This window comes from Zhihengliuella halotolerans, assembly GCF_004217565.1.
In the GTDB taxonomy this organism is placed as follows: Bacteria; Actinomycetota; Actinomycetes; order Actinomycetales; family Micrococcaceae; genus Zhihengliuella; species Zhihengliuella halotolerans.
In genome coordinates this window covers 155,658-171,713 of record NZ_SHLA01000001.1, presented here as the reverse complement: position 1 = coordinate 171,713, position 16,056 = coordinate 155,658, and the positions used below count along the sequence as shown (strand labels likewise).

16 protein-coding genes and 2 riboswitches are annotated in these 16,056 nt (G+C 69.8%); of the genes, 6 read left to right on the top strand and 10 right to left on the bottom strand.

Annotation, left to right across the window (positions count from 1 at the left end; translation table 11 throughout):
- Positions 1-4 precede the first annotated feature (4 nt).
- From EV380_RS00750 to EV380_RS00725, 6 genes are all read right to left on the bottom strand, one after another.
- Positions 5-1,249: a molybdopterin molybdotransferase MoeA gene (locus EV380_RS00750; protein WP_130448649.1), complete on the bottom strand. Its 1,245-nt coding sequence runs from the start codon at positions 1,247-1,249 to the stop codon at positions 5-7.
- A gap of 7 nt (positions 1,250-1,256) precedes the next feature.
- A complete protein-coding gene (locus EV380_RS00745; protein WP_130448647.1) occupies positions 1,257-2,333 on the bottom strand; it encodes a DUF6457 domain-containing protein in 1,077 nt (358 codons plus the stop codon).
- Positions 2,300-2,797, bottom strand: coding sequence for an HNH endonuclease (locus EV380_RS00740; protein ID WP_102161158.1), 498 nt, complete (start codon positions 2,795-2,797; stop codon positions 2,300-2,302). The genes EV380_RS00745 and EV380_RS00740 overlap by 34 nt, the downstream gene beginning before the upstream one ends.
- A 335-nt stretch (positions 2,798-3,132) precedes the next feature.
- Positions 3,133-3,993, bottom strand: a complete 861-nt coding sequence (locus tag EV380_RS00735) for a C40 family peptidase (RefSeq protein ID WP_130448645.1) — start codon at positions 3,991-3,993, stop codon at positions 3,133-3,135.
- 4 nt (positions 3,994-3,997) lie between these two features.
- A riboswitch (cyclic di-AMP (ydaO/yuaA leader) is annotated at positions 3,998-4,169 on the bottom strand.
- A 146-nt stretch (positions 4,170-4,315) separates the two neighbouring features.
- On the bottom strand, positions 4,316-5,263 hold the full coding sequence (locus tag EV380_RS00730) for a M23 family metallopeptidase (RefSeq protein WP_242607453.1): 948 nt from the start codon (positions 5,261-5,263) through the stop codon (positions 4,316-4,318).
- A 15-nt stretch (positions 5,264-5,278) separates the two neighbouring features.
- A riboswitch (cyclic di-AMP (ydaO/yuaA leader) is annotated at positions 5,279-5,470 on the bottom strand.
- A 124-nt stretch (positions 5,471-5,594) separates the two neighbouring features.
- Positions 5,595-6,290, bottom strand: coding sequence for an iron-dependent transcriptional repressor DtxR (locus EV380_RS00725; protein WP_102161161.1), 696 nt, complete (start codon positions 6,288-6,290; stop codon positions 5,595-5,597).
- 206 nt (positions 6,291-6,496) lie between these two features.
- Between EV380_RS00725 and serC the strand changes: the two genes are divergently transcribed.
- Complete coding sequence (gene serC / locus EV380_RS00720) at positions 6,497-7,618, top strand: phosphoserine transaminase (RefSeq protein ID WP_130448643.1); 1,122 nt, start codon at positions 6,497-6,499, stop codon at positions 7,616-7,618.
- 91 nt (positions 7,619-7,709) lie between these two features.
- Here serC and EV380_RS00715 read toward each other — a convergent pair whose 3' ends face one another.
- Together EV380_RS00715 and EV380_RS00710 are read right to left on the bottom strand one after the other, a co-directional pair.
- Positions 7,710-8,294 carry a DUF3027 domain-containing protein gene (locus EV380_RS00715; protein WP_102161166.1) on the bottom strand — a complete coding sequence of 195 codons (585 nt, stop codon included), beginning with the start codon at positions 8,292-8,294 and terminating at the stop codon, positions 7,710-7,712.
- Between the two features lie 3 nt (positions 8,295-8,297).
- The gene (locus tag EV380_RS00710) at positions 8,298-8,681 is read right to left on the bottom strand and encodes a cold-shock protein (RefSeq protein ID WP_130448641.1); all 384 of its coding nucleotides are present in this window, start codon (positions 8,679-8,681) and stop codon (positions 8,298-8,300) included.
- Positions 8,682-8,874: 193 nt separating this feature from the next.
- Here EV380_RS00710 and EV380_RS00705 point away from each other — a divergent pair, with 193 nt between their 5' ends.
- The 5 genes from EV380_RS00705 to EV380_RS00685 all read left to right on the top strand — a co-directional run bounded on the left by EV380_RS00705 (position 8,875) and on the right by EV380_RS00685 (position 12,820).
- Positions 8,875-9,102, top strand: a complete 228-nt coding sequence (locus EV380_RS00705) for a hypothetical protein (RefSeq protein WP_102161170.1) — start codon at positions 8,875-8,877, stop codon at positions 9,100-9,102.
- A 99-nt stretch (positions 9,103-9,201) separates the two neighbouring features.
- A complete protein-coding gene (locus tag EV380_RS00700; RefSeq protein ID WP_102161171.1) occupies positions 9,202-9,912 on the top strand; it encodes a response regulator transcription factor in 711 nt (236 codons plus the stop codon).
- A 24-nt stretch (positions 9,913-9,936) separates the two neighbouring features.
- Positions 9,937-11,448 (top strand): sensor histidine kinase, encoded by a 1,512-nt coding sequence (locus tag EV380_RS00695; RefSeq protein ID WP_308409812.1) that lies wholly within the window; start codon positions 9,937-9,939, stop codon positions 11,446-11,448.
- Positions 11,449-11,566: 118 nt separating this feature from the next.
- The gene (locus EV380_RS00690; protein ID WP_130448639.1) at positions 11,567-11,857 is read left to right on the top strand and encodes a WXG100 family type VII secretion target; all 291 of its coding nucleotides are present in this window, start codon (positions 11,567-11,569) and stop codon (positions 11,855-11,857) included.
- 48 nt (positions 11,858-11,905) lie between these two features.
- Positions 11,906-12,820 carry a DUF4031 domain-containing protein gene (locus EV380_RS00685; protein ID WP_130448637.1) on the top strand — a complete coding sequence of 305 codons (915 nt, stop codon included), beginning with the start codon at positions 11,906-11,908 and terminating at the stop codon, positions 12,818-12,820.
- 73 nt (positions 12,821-12,893) lie between these two features.
- Here EV380_RS00685 and groL read toward each other — a convergent pair whose 3' ends face one another.
- Entirely contained in the window at positions 12,894-14,537 is a 1,644-nt protein-coding gene (gene groL, locus EV380_RS00680) for a chaperonin GroEL (RefSeq protein ID WP_102161192.1), read from the bottom strand.
- A 256-nt stretch (positions 14,538-14,793) separates the two neighbouring features.
- Entirely contained in the window at positions 14,794-16,044 is a 1,251-nt protein-coding gene (locus tag EV380_RS00675; protein WP_130448635.1) for an FAD-binding protein, read from the bottom strand.
- Between the last annotated feature and the right edge of the window lie 12 nt (positions 16,045-16,056).

The window sequence follows — 16,056 nt, the reverse complement described above, 5'->3', positions numbered from 1 at the left end:
GTGTTCATGACCAGGGCAGCCGCACGCAGTCGACGCCGGCGCCCGGTTCCAGCCCCGCAGGCGGGACGACCATGAAGGAGGTCGAATCGGCGAGGCCGCGCAGCATGGCCGGGCCGCGGTGGGCGGCGGCGCTGGCGCGCACGCCCGCCTCATCCGCGTCGAGCCGGGCCGGCACGAGCCGGTGCCGGCCCGGCAGCGGGCCGAAGCGTTCGGTCGAAGCCGCTCGCTGCAGCGCCGGCATCGGGCGCCCGGTCGCGCCCGCGAGCAGGGGCGCGCCGAGTGTGACGAGAGCGGCCATCGCAGCGAGCGGGTTCCCGGGCAGTGCGATGACGAGTGCGCCGTCGGGCCGCCGCGCAAGCAGTGCGGGGTGCCCGGGGCGCATCGCGATCTCGTCGACGAGCAGCCGGGCTCCGAGCTCGGTCAGGGCCGGCCGGATGTGGTCGGCGCCCGAGTGTCCGGTACCGCCGGTCGTGATGACGACGTCGGCGTCGGCGGCTCCCAGCGCCTCGACGGTCGCATCGTGGTCGTCGCCGATGCGCACGCTGCCGGCGACGAATCCCCCGAGCCCGCGCACGGCGTCCGGCAGCACGGGCCCGAAGGCGTCGCGCACGAGTCCGTGGCCGGGCACGCCGGCGGTGACGACCTCGTCGCCTGTGAGGACGAGGGCGACGCGCGGGGCGCGGAGCGCCGGCAGCGAGTCGAGGCCGGCCACCGCGGCGGCCGCGACGTGACCGGCCGTCAGCTTCGTCCCGGCGGCGAAGAGCCGCTCCCCGGCGCGGGCCTCGCGGCCTGCCGGGCGGACGTCGGCGAAGTCCGCGAGAGGCTCCGTCGCGTGCAGGAGTTCTCCGGCGTCGCCGACCCCGGGCGCGAGGCGGCCGCGCTCGCGGCGCAACACCGCGGTGGCGCCTTCGGGCAAGGGCGACCCGGTGACGATGACGACGCCCTGGCCCGGGGCGAGCGCCGTCGTCGTCCTGGCGTCGCCAGCGAGCACGCGCCAGGGGCCGGCTCCGGCGACGGCCCAGCCGTCCATGGCCGACGCGGCGAAGTGCGGGATCTCGGAGGCGGCATGCACGTCCCGGCCCAGGACCCGTGAGATGGCCGCGTCGAGTTCGATGTTCTCGTGGGCGGACGCCCCGGCGGTCTCGAGCAGCCGCGCCCCGGCGCGATGCGCCACCTCGCGGGCGGCGGGCCAGGCGGCATCGCCGGCGGCCGGACCGTCGAATGCGTCCGGCGTAGTCTCGTTCGGCAAGCCCGCGCTACCCGTCCGTCCGGTCGGCGATCACCCGGCGCGCGAGCGCGTCGGCCTCGGCTGCGGCGTTCTCGCCGCCCGACTCGGAGCGGGCGGCCGCAAGCCCGGCAGCGTAACCCGCGATCCAGGTCGTCAGGGGCGCGGCCGGGCGCACGATCGAGTGTGCGGCTTCGCCGGCGAGGGAGAGGATGCGTTCGACGTCGACGGGCGCGTCCTCGAGCCCGTACGCGACCATCAGCTCCCGCGCCCACGCGTCGAGTTCGGGGTGCTCGCTCCCGCCGCTCTCCAGTGGCTTCTCGACTGCCATGTGGCCCTCCAGATGTGGCTTCTGCTCGGACACCGTCGGCAGCGTGATTCCGGCGTGCGCGGCGTCGTCCCACGTGTCGACGTCGGCGAAGAGATCCGCGGTCACGTGCCCCGGCAGGTCCGCCATCGTCGTGCGGGATACCACAACTCTAGCAAGCAGTTGTTTCATCGACGCATTCGCGACGCGACCTTCGTCACGTAGTCCGGAAACCGCGCGGCGCAGACCGGCGAGGTCCCAGACCGAGGCAAGGGGCTGGTCCCTCCCGGACCCGTCCTGGGGCACCCATGCGCCGGCCGTCTCGAGTCCTGCCGCCGGGCGCGCACGGCCGGCGAAGCGTGGACCGGCGGCGCCCGCCGCGCGGCGCAGGATGGGAACGATCCGGCCGGGCCGGGCGTAGTCCACGGCTAGCACGAAGCACTTCCCGCCGGCGTCCGGGGCCACCCCGTCGAGTGCCGCGAGGCCCGCGGCCACGGCGGCGGCAGGGCCGGCGAAAGCGGGCTCCTCACGCGTGAGCACGATCGGGATGCCGCACTCCGCGGCGAGCTCCTGCACACGTCCGCGCAGGCTCTCGGGCCCGACGACGGCGATCACCTCGGCACCGGGGTTCTCCTCCTCGCCCGCGGGCGTGAAGGCGAGAGTGAGGATGGCGCGCTCGAGGAGACTGACGCCGTCGAGCTCGAGGGTCGCCTTGTCGGCGCCGCCGAGGCGGGAGCCGCGGCCGCCGGCGAGGACGATCGCGGCCCTCAGGCCGCTTCGATGCTCAAGAATTCGCTCCATGCTGCTGCCGGTCGCTCCAGTTCCGAGATGTAGCAGGCGGGCCCGCGCGGGGCCTTCGGCTGGGTCTTCAGCTTCCAGCCTAGCTGCCGGAGGGTCCGGTTGCCCTTCTTGCCGTTGCACGTCAGGCAGCAGGCGACGAGGTTCTCCCAAGTGTCCGCCCCGCCGAGCGAGCGAGGGTGGATGTGGTCGACGGTCGTGGCGTGCCGGCCGCAGTAGGCGCAGGCGTGCGAGTCACGCCGCAGAATGCCGCGACGGGTGACGTGCACGGGCCGGCGGTAGGGGATCCGCACGTAGCGGTGGAGCAGGATGACAGACGGGCGCGAGACGACGTCGCTCGGCCCGATGACCGGTTCAGGGTCCTCGGCGAGGACGCTCGCCTTGCCGGTCAGCACGAGCAGCAGCGCGCGGCGGAATGTGACCACCGCGAGCGGTTCGTATCCTGCATTCAGTACTAGGGTTCGCATGCGCGTTCCTCACGGTCCTGCTCGCCGCGGGCCTCTTGCGCTCCCCCACGGCGTGTGGCGTGGTTCTTCGTGCATCCAGCCTAACGGTGTCGCCCGGCCTCGCGTGTGGCCTCCGCCACGCGTCGGGGCGTGTCGCTGGCGGTTTTGCCGTGCCGTTACCGGCTGTGCGCCGTCAGGTCGCGCGCTGTCCCGTCGCCGTTAAGGAGCGCGCATGGCGCCCCGGGGCAGTGCCGTTAAACGCCATCGGCCCGTTCGCGCATAGGCGAACGGACCGATGGGGAGAGTGTGCGGCAGAGTGGCTGCCGCGGACCGGCACAGGGCCGGTGAGCAGGGTGTTAGCCAGCCAGCGTGTAGTACCCGTAGAGAGGGCCGTACGGGCTGTTGGCAGGGCGGATCACGGTGCCGACCGAGGGGTTCTGGGCGCCGATGATCTGGCCGTTGCCGATGTAGATGCCGACGTGGCCGCCGCCGTTCTGGAAGACGAGGTCGCCCAGCTTCGGGGAGGAGGTGCGAACGAACTGGCCCGAAGCGAGGATGTTGGACGTGCCGCGGGCGACGTTGATTCCGTGCTGCGCGTAGATCCACTGCACGAAGCCGGAGCAGTCCCAACCGGACGGCGAGCTGCCGCCCCAGACGTAGGGGGTGCCCTTGTATCCGGCGGCCATGGAGGCGATCGAAGCGCCGGTACCGGAGGCTGCAGCCTCGACGACGGGCTCGGGCTCCGGAGCAGCCTCGGCAGCAGGAGCGGCCTGGGCCGCTGCGGCGCCGCCGCCGTTGTTGACGTTCTCGCGGGTCATGGCGGCGTACTGCGCCTCGTCCTCGACCTCATCGGTCTGGGTCTCGACCTGTTCGGCAACAGCCACGACGACGGGCTCGGGCTCGGGAGCCGGGGTTGCTTCGAGGACGACTCGCTCGACCTCGTAGTCCTCGACGGCCTTGGCCGAAACGGTCACCGCGGCGACGGCGGTGCGCTCGACCGGCAGGGCCTCAACCGGGGCGCTGGCGGCTTCACGGGCCACCGGGTTGGCCTGTGCCGGGACGCCCATCGTCAGGACGAGGCCGGAGGCTGCGGCGATGACGGCGGCCTGGCGGCCGACGGAGCCGGCGTTCGAGGCAACGGCCTTCGAGACGCCCTCGAGCGGGTTGCTACGGACAGGAGTCGCGCGGTGGCGACCGAGTGCATGGCGCTTGGACAAAAGTTTTACCTCTCCCTATGTCTACGAGGTGAGCTGTCGGGTTCGAGTGGGAGTCACCCGGCGGCCGGAGCAGATTCTGCTTCGATCGCTTAACCCCAAGGGCTGGTTGCCCTCAAGACCTCTTGGATCCTGTATTTGGTTCCCCCGCCACTGCCAAGCGTGTTTGTAACGAACGGGCCTCGGTCGGCGGCAGTGTTGAACACTCCGTCCGAGGGTGTTGGACCCATACGGGGTCCAGCACGTCGTCAACGATATACGAATCCGAACCGAATGTCACGTTAAGGTCACGGAAAGATATTTTTCTGGTCTCGCCAGTTTGAAACTACAACCAACCGGCCGGATCGACGGCCGTGCCGTCGACGAGGACCTCGAAGTGCAGGTGGCATCCAGTCGAGTTGCCGGTCGTCCCACTCAGGGAGACGACATCGCCGCGCTCGATCTTGTCGCCAACGGCGACCTTCAACGACGTGTTGTGGTTGTAGGTCGTCTCGAGGCCGTTGCCGTGGTCGACGCGCACGCGGTTGCCCGAGTGCCCGGCGTACTCGGCCTGGACGACCGTTCCGGCGGCAGCGGCCTTCACCGGGGTGCCGCAGGCGATGCCGTAGTCCTGTCCGATGTGGTTGACCATGCCGGCGCCGCCCCACGGGTTCGCCCGGTAGCCGAAGCGGGACGTGATGCGAACCGTGTCGAGCGGCTGCGCGAGCACGCCGGCGGTCTCCACCTTGGTGATGTCTCCGGCCGCAGCCGTCATCACCTGGTCCAGTGCGTTCTCTTCGCTGACAGCCCCCTGCACGGAGGCCAGCTCGATGTCGAAGTCGTCTGCGGCGGGCACGACGACGTCCTCAACCGTGGCCTGGGCCTCCGCCTTGGCGCGCGCTTCCGTGCCGGGATCGTTCAGCTGGGGCCAAGCCGCGGTCAACGCGAGGCCGGAGACGGCCGCCGCGGCGGCGAACTTGTGGCTGGCGGCGATTCTGGTCCGGCGCTGCGGACGCGCAAGACGGCGCTCGTGCAGGTCGACGACGGGTGCAGCGGCGGCGGGCGCGGAGGCCTCGGCCTGGGCGGCCAACTCGTCGAGCTGGGCGGTTTCGACGCCGGTGTAGCGCAGGCCGGCCTTGAAGCGGCGGCCGATCTGGGCGGGGCCTGCGGTCGTGGCGCGCTCGTGCGGGGCCGCACCGACCTGCAGGCTGCGGCGCTCGGCGCCGCGGGGACGACGGAGCGGCGCGTCGTGCGCGGCGCTGCCGCCGGACGCCGGCTCGCGTCCGTTGGACATGTTCTCAGTCAATCGTTTACCTCTCAGAGAGCCTGCGAAGTTAGCTGTCGGATTCGGATGTGAGATGCATCCGGCCGCCATTCCCCCAACGTGGAGATTGACTGGCTTCACCCCAAGGGCGCGCGGCACAGGTCTGACCCGTGCGCTTCGCTCCCGCGAAAGTATGGTTCCCCCGCCTCTGCCGAAAGTGTTCGGTTCGACGGATCCCGACGGCAGAGCTCGGCGAACTCGGGATCCGGTGGCAGGGACTAGTCCCAGCTGTTATCAACGATAACGGAGACGCTACAAAGTTACAATTCCGTTATCGTTTTCTGCGTCACGGCTGGTTTCGTTATTCGCTGTGCTCCACGAAAACGTGGGTGCTGACCTCGGCGGGCAGCTCGAGGGCCCCTTCGACGCCCTCCACGCGCACGACGACGTAGTCCCCCGCGCGCTCGAGCGTGACCGTGGCGCCCGGCCGGATTCCGCCCTCGTTCAGCTGACCCAGCAGCACCGGGTCGACCTGGATGGTCTCCGCCAGTCGCAGGACCTTGACGGGCCCGGCTTCCCCGCCCGTCAAGGCATCCTCGAGGTTCTGCACGCCGCGGCCGAAGTCAGCGCCGACCGGCCCGCCCAACGCGTCCAGACCGGGGATCGGGTTCCCGTAGGGCGATTCGGAGGGCTGGCCCAGCAGTTCGTAGAGCCGACGCTCGACCCGCTCGCTCATGACGTGCTCCCAGCGGCAGGCCTCGTCGTGCACGTACTCCCACTCGAGCCCGATGACGTCGGAGAGCAGCCGTTCCGCCAACCGGTGCTTGCGCATGACCTCGGTCGCCAGCTGGCGCCCGGCGCCCGTCAGCTCGAGGTGGCGGTCTTTGGAGACGACGAGGAGGCCGTCGCGCTCCATGCGCGCGACGGTCTGAGACACGGTCGGGCCGGAGTGCCCCAACCGCTCCGCGATGCGTGCGCGCAGAGCGGTGATCCGCTCCTCCTCGAGTTCCAGAATGGTCCTCAAGTACATCTCTGTTGTATCAATCAGGTCGGTCACGTAGGTGGCTCCCGGACGGCATTCGAAGGGTGTCTTACAGCTGGGCCCAACTCTACCCCGCGTTAACAATCCTTCCCGGGTTCCGGTTTGGACCTCGCGCTGGGTGAACATAGAAGCAGCGCGTTCCGCCTCCTTCTGAGGTCGCGCGCGCATATCAATCGGCCGTGACCGGCCTCGAACGGCGATCACCTACCGCAGGAGCCAGCGTGAGCGAACAACTGACCATTCCCGACAACCTGCTGCCAGCCGACGGGCGGTTCGGTGCCGGGCCATCGAAGGTGCGCCGCGGCCAGCTCGACGCTCTGCTCGCGGCCGGCACCTCCGTCCTCGGCACCTCCCACCGCCAGGCTCCGGTGAAGAACCTCGTGAAGTCCGTCCAGGAGGGCCTGCTCGACCTTTTCAAAGCCCCCGAGGGTTACGAGGTCGTCCTCGGCGTCGGCGGTTCCACCGCCTTCTGGGACATCGCCTCCTTCGGTCTCGTGGAGAACAAGGCCCAGCATCTCTCCTTCGGCGAGTTCGGCTCGAAGTTCGCCAAGGCCACCAACAACGCGCCGTTCCTCGCGAGCTCCTCGATCATCACGTCCGCTCCGGGCACGCGCCCGGATCCGGTCGCCGAGCCCGGTGTCGACCTCTACGCCTGGCCCCAGAACGAGACCTCGACCGGCGTCGCAGCCCCGGTCAAGCGCGTTGCGGGAGCCGACGCGGGCTCGCTGGTCGTGGTGGATGCGACCAGCGCGGCAGGCGGCCTCGACGTCGACGTCTCCGAGACGGACGTCTACTACTTCGCCCCGCAGAAGAACTTCGCGTCCGACGGCGGCCTGTGGCTGGCACTGTTCTCCCCGGCCGCGCTCGAGCGCGCCGAGCGCATCGCGGCCTCCGACCGCTGGGTCCCGGACTTCCTGGATCTGAAGACCGCAATCGACAACTCCTCGAAGAACCAGACCTACAACACCCCGAGCCTGTCGACGCTCGTCACCCTCGACGACCAGATTTCCTGGATCCGCTCCCATGGCGGCCTCGACTGGGCCACGGCCCGCACCGCGGATTCCGCCTCGCGCATCTACGGCTGGGCCGAGGCCTCCTCGGTCGCGACGCCCTACGTCGTCGCGGCCGAGGACCGCTCGAACGTCATCGCCACCATCGACTTCGACGACTCGGTCGACGCGGCAGCGATCTCGAAGGCCCTGCGCGCCAACGGCGTCGTGGACACGGAGCCGTACCGCAAGCTGGGCCGCAACCAGCTGCGCATCGCGACGTTCGTCGCTATCGAACCAGACGACGTCACCGCGCTGACGCGCTGCATCGACTACGTGCTCGAGAACCTCTAGACACCGCCGGACGCGCGAACGCCCGGGCCGCACCATTCGGTGCGGCCCGGGCGTTTCTGCGTGGTGGTCGCCACCGTTCGGCGGACCGTGTTCAGGAGGTCGAGCGCTGCCTGCGGCGCGGACGACGACGACGGCGCGGGCGGGTGGGGCCGTCCTCCTCGTCGTCCTCGGGCTCGGAAGCGCCATCGTCCGGGGCGTCGGTTTCTGCGTCCGCGGGTGCGGCCTCGGGCTCTTCGGCCGCCTCGGCCGGAGCCTCCGGGACGCTCGTCGCGTCGTCGTGCTCCTCCCCCGCGGACGCCGCGGGCTCGGCAGCGGCCGCCGCTTCGGCCGCCTCGGACTCGTCGCGTGCCTTCTGTTCGGCGAGCTCCTCCGGCGCGACGCGTTCAGCCCACGGCACCCACGCCGGGGCCAACAGCGCGTCCTGACCGGGCAGGAGACCGGAATCGCACACCGTCGCGACCTTGACCCGTGGGCCCCTCGCCAGCGTGACGTACCAGTGCCAGCCGGCGTATCCGCGCATCTTGGCCGCGAACCGGTGCAGGACGAGCCGGTCGCCCTCGGCGCTGACGCCCAGGTGCTCACCGATCTGCCCGTCGGGAATCTGGCGCGCGAGTGCCTCGCGTGCGCTCGCCACGTCCGCGGCCAGCACATCGTCCAGTTTCGGGGTCCGGGCCATGGCCTAAGCGTCCAGGTCGTCTGCGACGGCGCGGAGCACGGTCGCGATCTTGGCACTCTGGCGCTTCTCCGGATAGCGGCCCTTGCGCAGCCCGTCGGAGATGCCGTCCAGAAGACGGATGAGATCCTCGACGATGACGGCCTGCGCCTCGGCGGGCTTGCGCTTGGCGCGCGCCACCGACGGAGCCTTGTCGAGAATCCTCACCGACAGCGCCTGAGCACCTTTGCGGCCCTCCGCGATGCCGAACTCCATACGCGTTCCGGCCCGCACCTCGCTGATCCCGGAGGGCAGCGCTGACGCCGGAAGGTAGACTTCCTGGCCGTCCTCTGCGACGAGGAATCCGAATCCCTTCGCCGGTTCATACCACTTGACCTTGCCTACAGGCACTTCTACTTACCTCGTTCTCGCATTCGGCGGTGCACCTATTTCTCTGGTGCCCCGCTCCGGGTTCCCAGCGGCGCCGGCGCGGTCGATCGCGCTCAGGGCGTCCCGAGCTGGGGAAGTCTGTCTCTCTAGAGTACGGCACGAACGACCGTTTCAGGACTTTGCGCCTGATAGACGGCTGTGTACGTTTAACGCCGTGAAGAAGCGCGACGAAGCACGCCCCACCTCCCGCTGGGTCCTGATCATGGCGGCCGCCACGGCCATCGCCTCCCTGGCCTGTCTGGCCGCCATCCTGGTCTCCTACGCCGCCGGCGGACCGGCCTGGCCGGCCCTCTACTGGATCGGCCTCTACGGGCTGCCGCTCGCATTCGCCCTGATGGTGCTCGGCCTGATCCTGAACCTTCGGGACCGCCGCCGGCGCTGAGCGCGCGAGGACGCGCACTCCGCCGACACTCGGGGCGGACCGCGCCACCGATCAAGAAACATTCAGGCGGCTCCCAGTTTCGAAGCACACACTGGGAGCATGACTGAGAAAACTCCTGAGGCCCGACTGCTCGTCGTCGACGACGAACCGAACATTCGCGAGCTGCTCTCGACGTCCCTGCGTTTCGCCGGGTTCGAGGTCTTCGCCGCCGGCAGCGGGCGCGAAGCCCTCGAGATCGCCGAGCGCGAACAGCCCGACCTCGCCGTGCTGGACGTCATGCTGCCCGACCTGGACGGCTTCGCCGTGACGCGCAAACTCCGCGCGGCCGGCCGCCACTTCCCGGTCCTGTTTCTCACGGCCCGCGACGGCACCGACGACAAGGTCACCGGCCTCACCGTCGGCGGCGACGACTACGTGACCAAGCCGTTCAGCCTCGACGAGGTCGTGGCGCGCATTCGCGCCGTGTTGCGCCGCACGCAGCCCTTCGAGGACGAGGCCGCGATCATCCGCGTCGATGACCTCGAGCTGGACGACGACGCGCACGAGGTGCGCCGCGCCGGCGTCGTGGTGGATTTGTCCCCTACCGAATTCAAACTCCTCCGCTACCTGATGATGAACCCGAACCGGGTACTGTCCAAGGCGCAGATCCTCGACCACGTGTGGGAGTACGACTTCAACGGCGACGCCTCGATCGTCGAATCCTACATCTCCTACCTCCGCCGCAAGATCGACGCGCACGAGGACTGGACCCCGATGATCCAGACCAAGCGCGGCGTGGGCTACGTACTGCGTTCCGCCGACCGCCGCTGACCCGCCCGTCGTAGGATGGGCTCGATGACTCGCCTCTTCCGCCAGGTCTCCCTGCGCTCGAAACTCGTGGCGCTCATGGCGCTGTTGATGACGCTGGGCGTGGTTGCGACCGTGTTCACCGCGTCTTTTTCGCTGCGCGTGACCATGATCGACCAGATGGATACGGACCTGGCGAGCAACTCGAGCCCCATGGCGAACCTGCTCTACGAAGTCTGGACGGAAGGCTCGGACACCAACAACGCGTACCGGTGGGCGAACCTGGGCCTGACGCGTTTCCACAGCACGCTGCGGAATCAGGACGGCGAGATCCTCGCCGAATTGCCGGGCATCGAGGGCGCCGACAAACCGGTCATCGACAAGCACACCGTCGCGGAGGTCGAGGCGGTGCACGATCTCGCCTTCACGACCGAAGGCACCGCCCCTGACTCCGGCGGCTGGCGCTACCGCATGATCGAGATGTCGAACGGGAACGGCTACATCACGATCGCCCTGCCGCTGAGCGAGGTCGAGGACACCGTCGCCGACGCAGCCGGTTCCATGGTCACCTCGGGCATGCTCGCGACGCTCATCATGTCCCTGATCGCCTACGGCATCACCACCCGCGCGTTTCGGCCGCTGATCCGCGTCGAGCGCACGGCCGCCGCGATCGCAGCAGGCGATCTCTCTCGACGTGTGGAGGAATACCCGCACGACACGGAGGTCGGCCGGCTCTCGCGCGCCCTGAACGCGATGCTCGCCCATATCGAACACGCCTTCCGGTCGCAGGCCGCCTCCGAGCGGAAGATGCGCCGGTTCGTCCAGGACGCCTCCCACGAACTGCGCACCCCGCTCGTGACGATCCAGGGCTACTCGGAGCTGTACCGGCACGGCGGGCTTGCCGAACGCGAGCACCTCGATTCGGCGATGGGTCGCATCGAAGGCGAAGCCAAGCGCATGGGTCAGCTCGTCGAGGACCTCCTGACGCTCGCGCGCCTGGACGAGCAGCGCCCCCTGGAACGCGTGCCCGTCGACCTCCTGCATCTGGGCAGTGACGCGGTCGAGGACGCCCGGGTCAACGCGCCCGACCGCCGCGTCCGTCTCGTCGGGCTCGACGGCGGCATCCCGGTCGCGGCCCCGACGAGCGGCGACGAGTCCCGCTTGCGACAGGTCGTGGTGAACCTGATGACCAACGCACTGCGCTACACCCCTGACGGCACCCCGATCGAGGTCGCCGTCGGCACGCTGCCCGTGATCGACGGACGCTCGGACGCGGTGCTCGAGGTCCGCGACCACGGGCCGGGCATTTCGGAGGAGGACGCGGCCCGCGTCTTCGAGCGCTTCTACCGCGCCGACTCCTCGCGGCAGCGCGAGACGGGCGGCACCGGCCTCGGCCTCGCGATCGTCGCGGCCATCGCGGCCCAGCATGACGGCTCGATCGTCCTCACCGAGACGCCCGGTGGCGGCACGACCATGTCGATCCGCCTGCCGCTCGAGGCGATGCCGGACGACGACGAAGCCGCCACGGCTCGTCCACAGCCCGACGCTCCCCTCGAGTAGTCCACAGCCGCTCTCGATCCCGTCTCCGGAAGCGGGGGCCCGCCTAGGCTCGAGGTGCGGGGTCGGCAGGCTCCGCCGGGCGGGACCTCCGCCCGCACACCGAATCGAGGGGCAGATCATGAGCATGTTCACCGCCAACACCGTCGAGATGCGCGCCAAGGCACAGTCCGTGCAGGGCACCATCGAGCGCCTCCGTGCGGAGGTCAACACGATGCAGTCCAGCCTGCAGGAGCTCGAAGGCACGTGGCGCGGGGCCGCCGCGGCCAACTTCCAGTCGGTCGTCGCCGACTGGCGGAACACGCAGCTGCGCGTCGAGGAGTCGCTGACGAACATCAACACGGCCCTCGGCCGCGCTTCGCACCAGTACGACGACGCGGAGGCGGCGAACGCCTCGATGTTCACCTACTGAACCTCGGCAGCCCGCGGCCAATCCCGGCGCGGGCGCTAGGCTGGGCAGATGTCCATCCTGATCGATCCGCCACTCTGGCCGGCGCACGGGACCCTCTTCTCCCACGTGGTCTCCGACGCCTCGCTCGATGAACTGCACGAGTTCGCTTCTGTTGCGGGGCTGCCCGCGCGTGCCTTCGACCGGGACCACTACGACGTCCCGCAGCGTCGCTACGAGGACCTCGTCGCCCGCGGCGCGACCCCCGTCTCCGGGACCGAGCTGGTCCGCCGGCTGGTCGCCTCCGGCCTGCGGGTGCCCGCACGGCAGCGGCCCGAGAAGCTCGACCGGATCCTCTTGACGCGCTGGAGCCAGCAGCTGCCGGATCACCCGCACGTAGGCGCCGACCTGCTGGCCCGGTGGTCCGAACCGCATCGGAATTACCACGGCCGCGGGCACCTCCTCGCGGTACTGGCCGCCGTCGACCTGCTGGTCGCCGAGGGCGAACCGGCCGGCGCACCGCCGCGCGCGGTCCACCTGGCTGCGTGGTTCCACGATGCCGTCTATCAGGGCATTGCTGGTCAGGACGAGCGTGCCTCCGCCGAGCTCGTGCGGCTCCTGCTTCCCGGCGCCGTGGGCGATGCGGAACTGGAGGAGATCAGGCGCCTCGTCCTCGTGACCGAGCACCACTCCCCTTCCCCGGACGATGCCTCGGGCCGATTGCTGTGCGACGCCGACCTCGAAGTGCTCGCCCGCCCGTGGCCGCAGTACCTCCGCTACGTCGAAGAGGTTCGCCGGGACTACGCGCAGGTCTCCGACGCGGACTTCGCACGCGGCCGCGCGCGGGTGGTGCGCTCCCTGCTGGAGCTCGACCCGCTGTACGGGACGGGAACCGGTCGGCGCCTGTGGGAGACAGCCGCGCGCGCCAACCTGGCGCGCGAGCTGGAGTCCCTGCAGGACGGGACCCCGGTGCCTTCCAGTCGTTAAGCCGCGAGGCCGCGGCACCTGATGGTGCCGCGGCCTCGCGTTCTCTTACTCGGTGCGTCCGAGCGGCTGGAGCTTAGAAGCCGCCCATGCCACCCATACCGCCCATGCCACCCATGTCGTCGCCGCCGCCGGCCGGAGCGTTCTTCTCCGGCTTGTCGGCCACGACGGCTTCGGTGGTCAGGAACAGGCCGGCGATGGAAGCCGCGTTCTGCAGTGCGGAGCGCGTGACCTTCACCGGGTCGTTGACGCCCGCGGCCAGCAGGTCCTCGTACTCGCCGGTGGCCGCGTTCAGGCCGAAACCGGGCTCGAGGCCCTTGACCTTGTCGGCGACGACGCCCGGCTCGAGGCCGGCGTTGAAGGCGATCTGCTTCAGCGGAGCCGAGATGGCAACCTTGACGATGTTCGCGCCGGTCGCCTCGTCGCCCGTGAGCTCGAGCTTGCCGAACGCGCGCGCGCCGGCCTGAATCAGGGCCACGCCACCGCCGGCGACGATGCCCTCTTCGACGGCCGCCTTGGCGTTGCGCACGGCATCCTCGATGCGGTGCTTGCGCTCCTTGAGCTCGACCTCGGTTGCAGCGCCGGCCTTGATGACGGCGACGCCGCCGGCCAGCTTCGCGAGGCGCTCCTGGAGCTTCTCGCGATCGTAGTCGGAATCGGTGTTGGCGATCTCGGCGCGGATCTGGCTGACGCGCCCGGCGATCTCCTCGGCGGAGCCGGCACCCTCGACGATCGTGGTCTCATCCTTGGTGATGACCACCTTGCGGGCCTGGCCCAGCAGGTCCAGGGTGGCGTTCTCCAGGGAGAGGCCGACCTCTTCGGCGATGACCTGTCCGCCGGTCAGGATGGCGATGTCGGCCAGCATGGCCTTACGGCGGTCGCCGAACCCCGGGGCCTTGACGGCCACGGACTTGAAGCGGCCCTGGATCTTGTTCAGAACCAGGGTGGCCAGGGCCTCGCCCTCGACGTCCTCGGCGATGATCACGAGCGGCTTACCCGACTGCATGACCTTCTCGAGGACCGAGACCATATCCTTGATGTTCGAGATCTTCGAGTTGACGATGAGGATATAGGGGTCCTCCAGCACCGTCTCCTGACGCTCGGCGTCGGAGACGAAGTAGGCGGAGATGTAGCCCTTGTCGAAGCGCATGCCCTCGGTCAGCTCGAGGTCCAGGCCGAAGGTGTTGGACTCCTCGACCGTGATGACGCCTTCCTTGCCGACCTTGTCCAGAGCTTCGGCGATGAGGCCGCCGATCTGGGTGTCGCCGGCGGAGATGGACGCGGTGGCAGCGATCTGCTCCTTCGTCTCGATCTCCTTGGCGGAGGCGATGAGCTCCTCGGTCACAGCGGCGACGGCCTTCTCGATGCCGCGCTTCAGGGACAGCGGGTCGGCACCTGCGGCCACGTTGCGCAGGCCCTCCTTGACGAGCGCCTGAGCCAGCACGGTGGCCGTCGTGGTGCCGTCACCTGCGACGTCGTCGGTCTTCTTGGCGACTTCCTTGACCAGCTCTGCGCCGATCTTCTCGTACGGCTCGTCGAGCTCGATCTCCTTGGCGATGGAGACGCCGTCGTTCGTGATGGTCGGGGCGCCCCACTTCTTCTCGAGCACGACGTTGCGGCCGCGCGGGCCCAGCGTCACCTTCACGGCGTCGGCAAGGGTGTTCAGGCCGCGCTCGAGGCCGCGGCGAGCTTCCTCGTCAAATGCAATCATCTTGGCCATGGTGGCGTGTGGTCCTTTCGGGACATTCAAGCGGTGGAAATGGACTGAGGACAACGCCCGCGACGGACGGGCCCACGACGCGCGCGTTATTCGGAACACGCCCGCGAGCACCCTCGCTGTCTCAATCCACAGTTCACTCCGTCACCCGAGCAGTCCCGGCGGTCAACACCACCCGGTCTAGCAGTCGAGGCTTCAGAGTGCTAAACCAATTATTGGCACTCTCCCATCGAGAGTGCAAGTGCATTTGCCTCTGAGCTTAGAGTCCGAGCCGGCGCAGGAAGCCGTTGACGAAGCGCCGCTCGGGGTCCAGCTGCGCCCGGAGGCGGGCGAAGCGGTCCCAGTCCGGGAAGCGCGACGTGACGAACGCCGGATCCATCCGCCAGAGCTTGCCCCAGTGCGGACGCACGCTCGGCGGCAGAGCCCCCTCGATCTGCGGCAGCAGGGCCCCGACCGCCGGTTGGTCGGGCAGCCACGTGAAGTGGAACGCCACGGTGTCCTGGCCCCTGGCCGGACTGAGCCACAGGTCGTCCGCCCGGACCGTCCGCACCTCGCTGATCTGCAGCAGCGGGCTGATCCGATCCCCCAACGAACGGAACGCCTCGATTGCCGCAGGCGCGTCTGCGCGCGGGACGAAGTACTCGGACTGGAGCTCGCGGCCGCTGGACGGGGTGAACTCGAGCCGGAAGTGCGGCAGCCGCTGCGCCCAGTTGCCCGCGACTCCGCCCTGTTCAGTGCTCGCCCGGGCATCCCCGCCCGGCACCGGGTGGCGCGGGCCGTCGGCGAGCGTCGCTCCCAGCGCCGGCAGCAGGTCGGCGGCCGCTGGCGCACCGGCGTCGGCGCGGTGTTTGGTCCAGATCTGTGCGACCTGGCCGGCTGCACTCCAATCGGTGAAGAGGCTGACACTCGTGGCGCTCGCGGTCAGCGCGTCCAAGTGCTCGACGGCAGTATCCCACCCGAGGCGTTCGTGGACCGTCTGGGCGACGTCGTACGCCGGCTCGACCTCGAGCTCGACCTCGACGACCACGCCGAGCGCGCCAAGGTGCACCACGGCCCCGGGGAAGTCCTCGTCTCCGCGGGCGTAGCGAACCTCGTCGCCGCCCGGTGTCAGCAAGGTCAGCGCGCGGACCGAGGTCGCCAGGGACCCGAGCCGGTCGCCGGAGCCGTGCGTCCCGGTGGCGATCGCGCCCGCCACGGAGATGTGCGGCAGGGAGGCCAGGTTCGGCAGGGCGAGGCCGTGGCCGTCGAGCAGCGCGGCGAGGTCGCCGTAGCGCACGCCGCCGCCCACGCGCACCACCCCCGCCGCAGCGTCTACCTCGACGCCGGCCGGGAGCCGGTCGGTGGCGATCAGAGTCCCGGTCGTGTCGGTGATGTCGTTGAACGAATGCCGGCTCCCGACCACCCGCACCTCCCCGGCACCGGCGAGCGCCTCGACCAGCTGCGCCCGGTCGGCTGGATGAACGATGCGCTGCGCGCCGTACGTCAGGTTTCCGGCCCAGTTGGCTTCCATGAGTCATTCTTC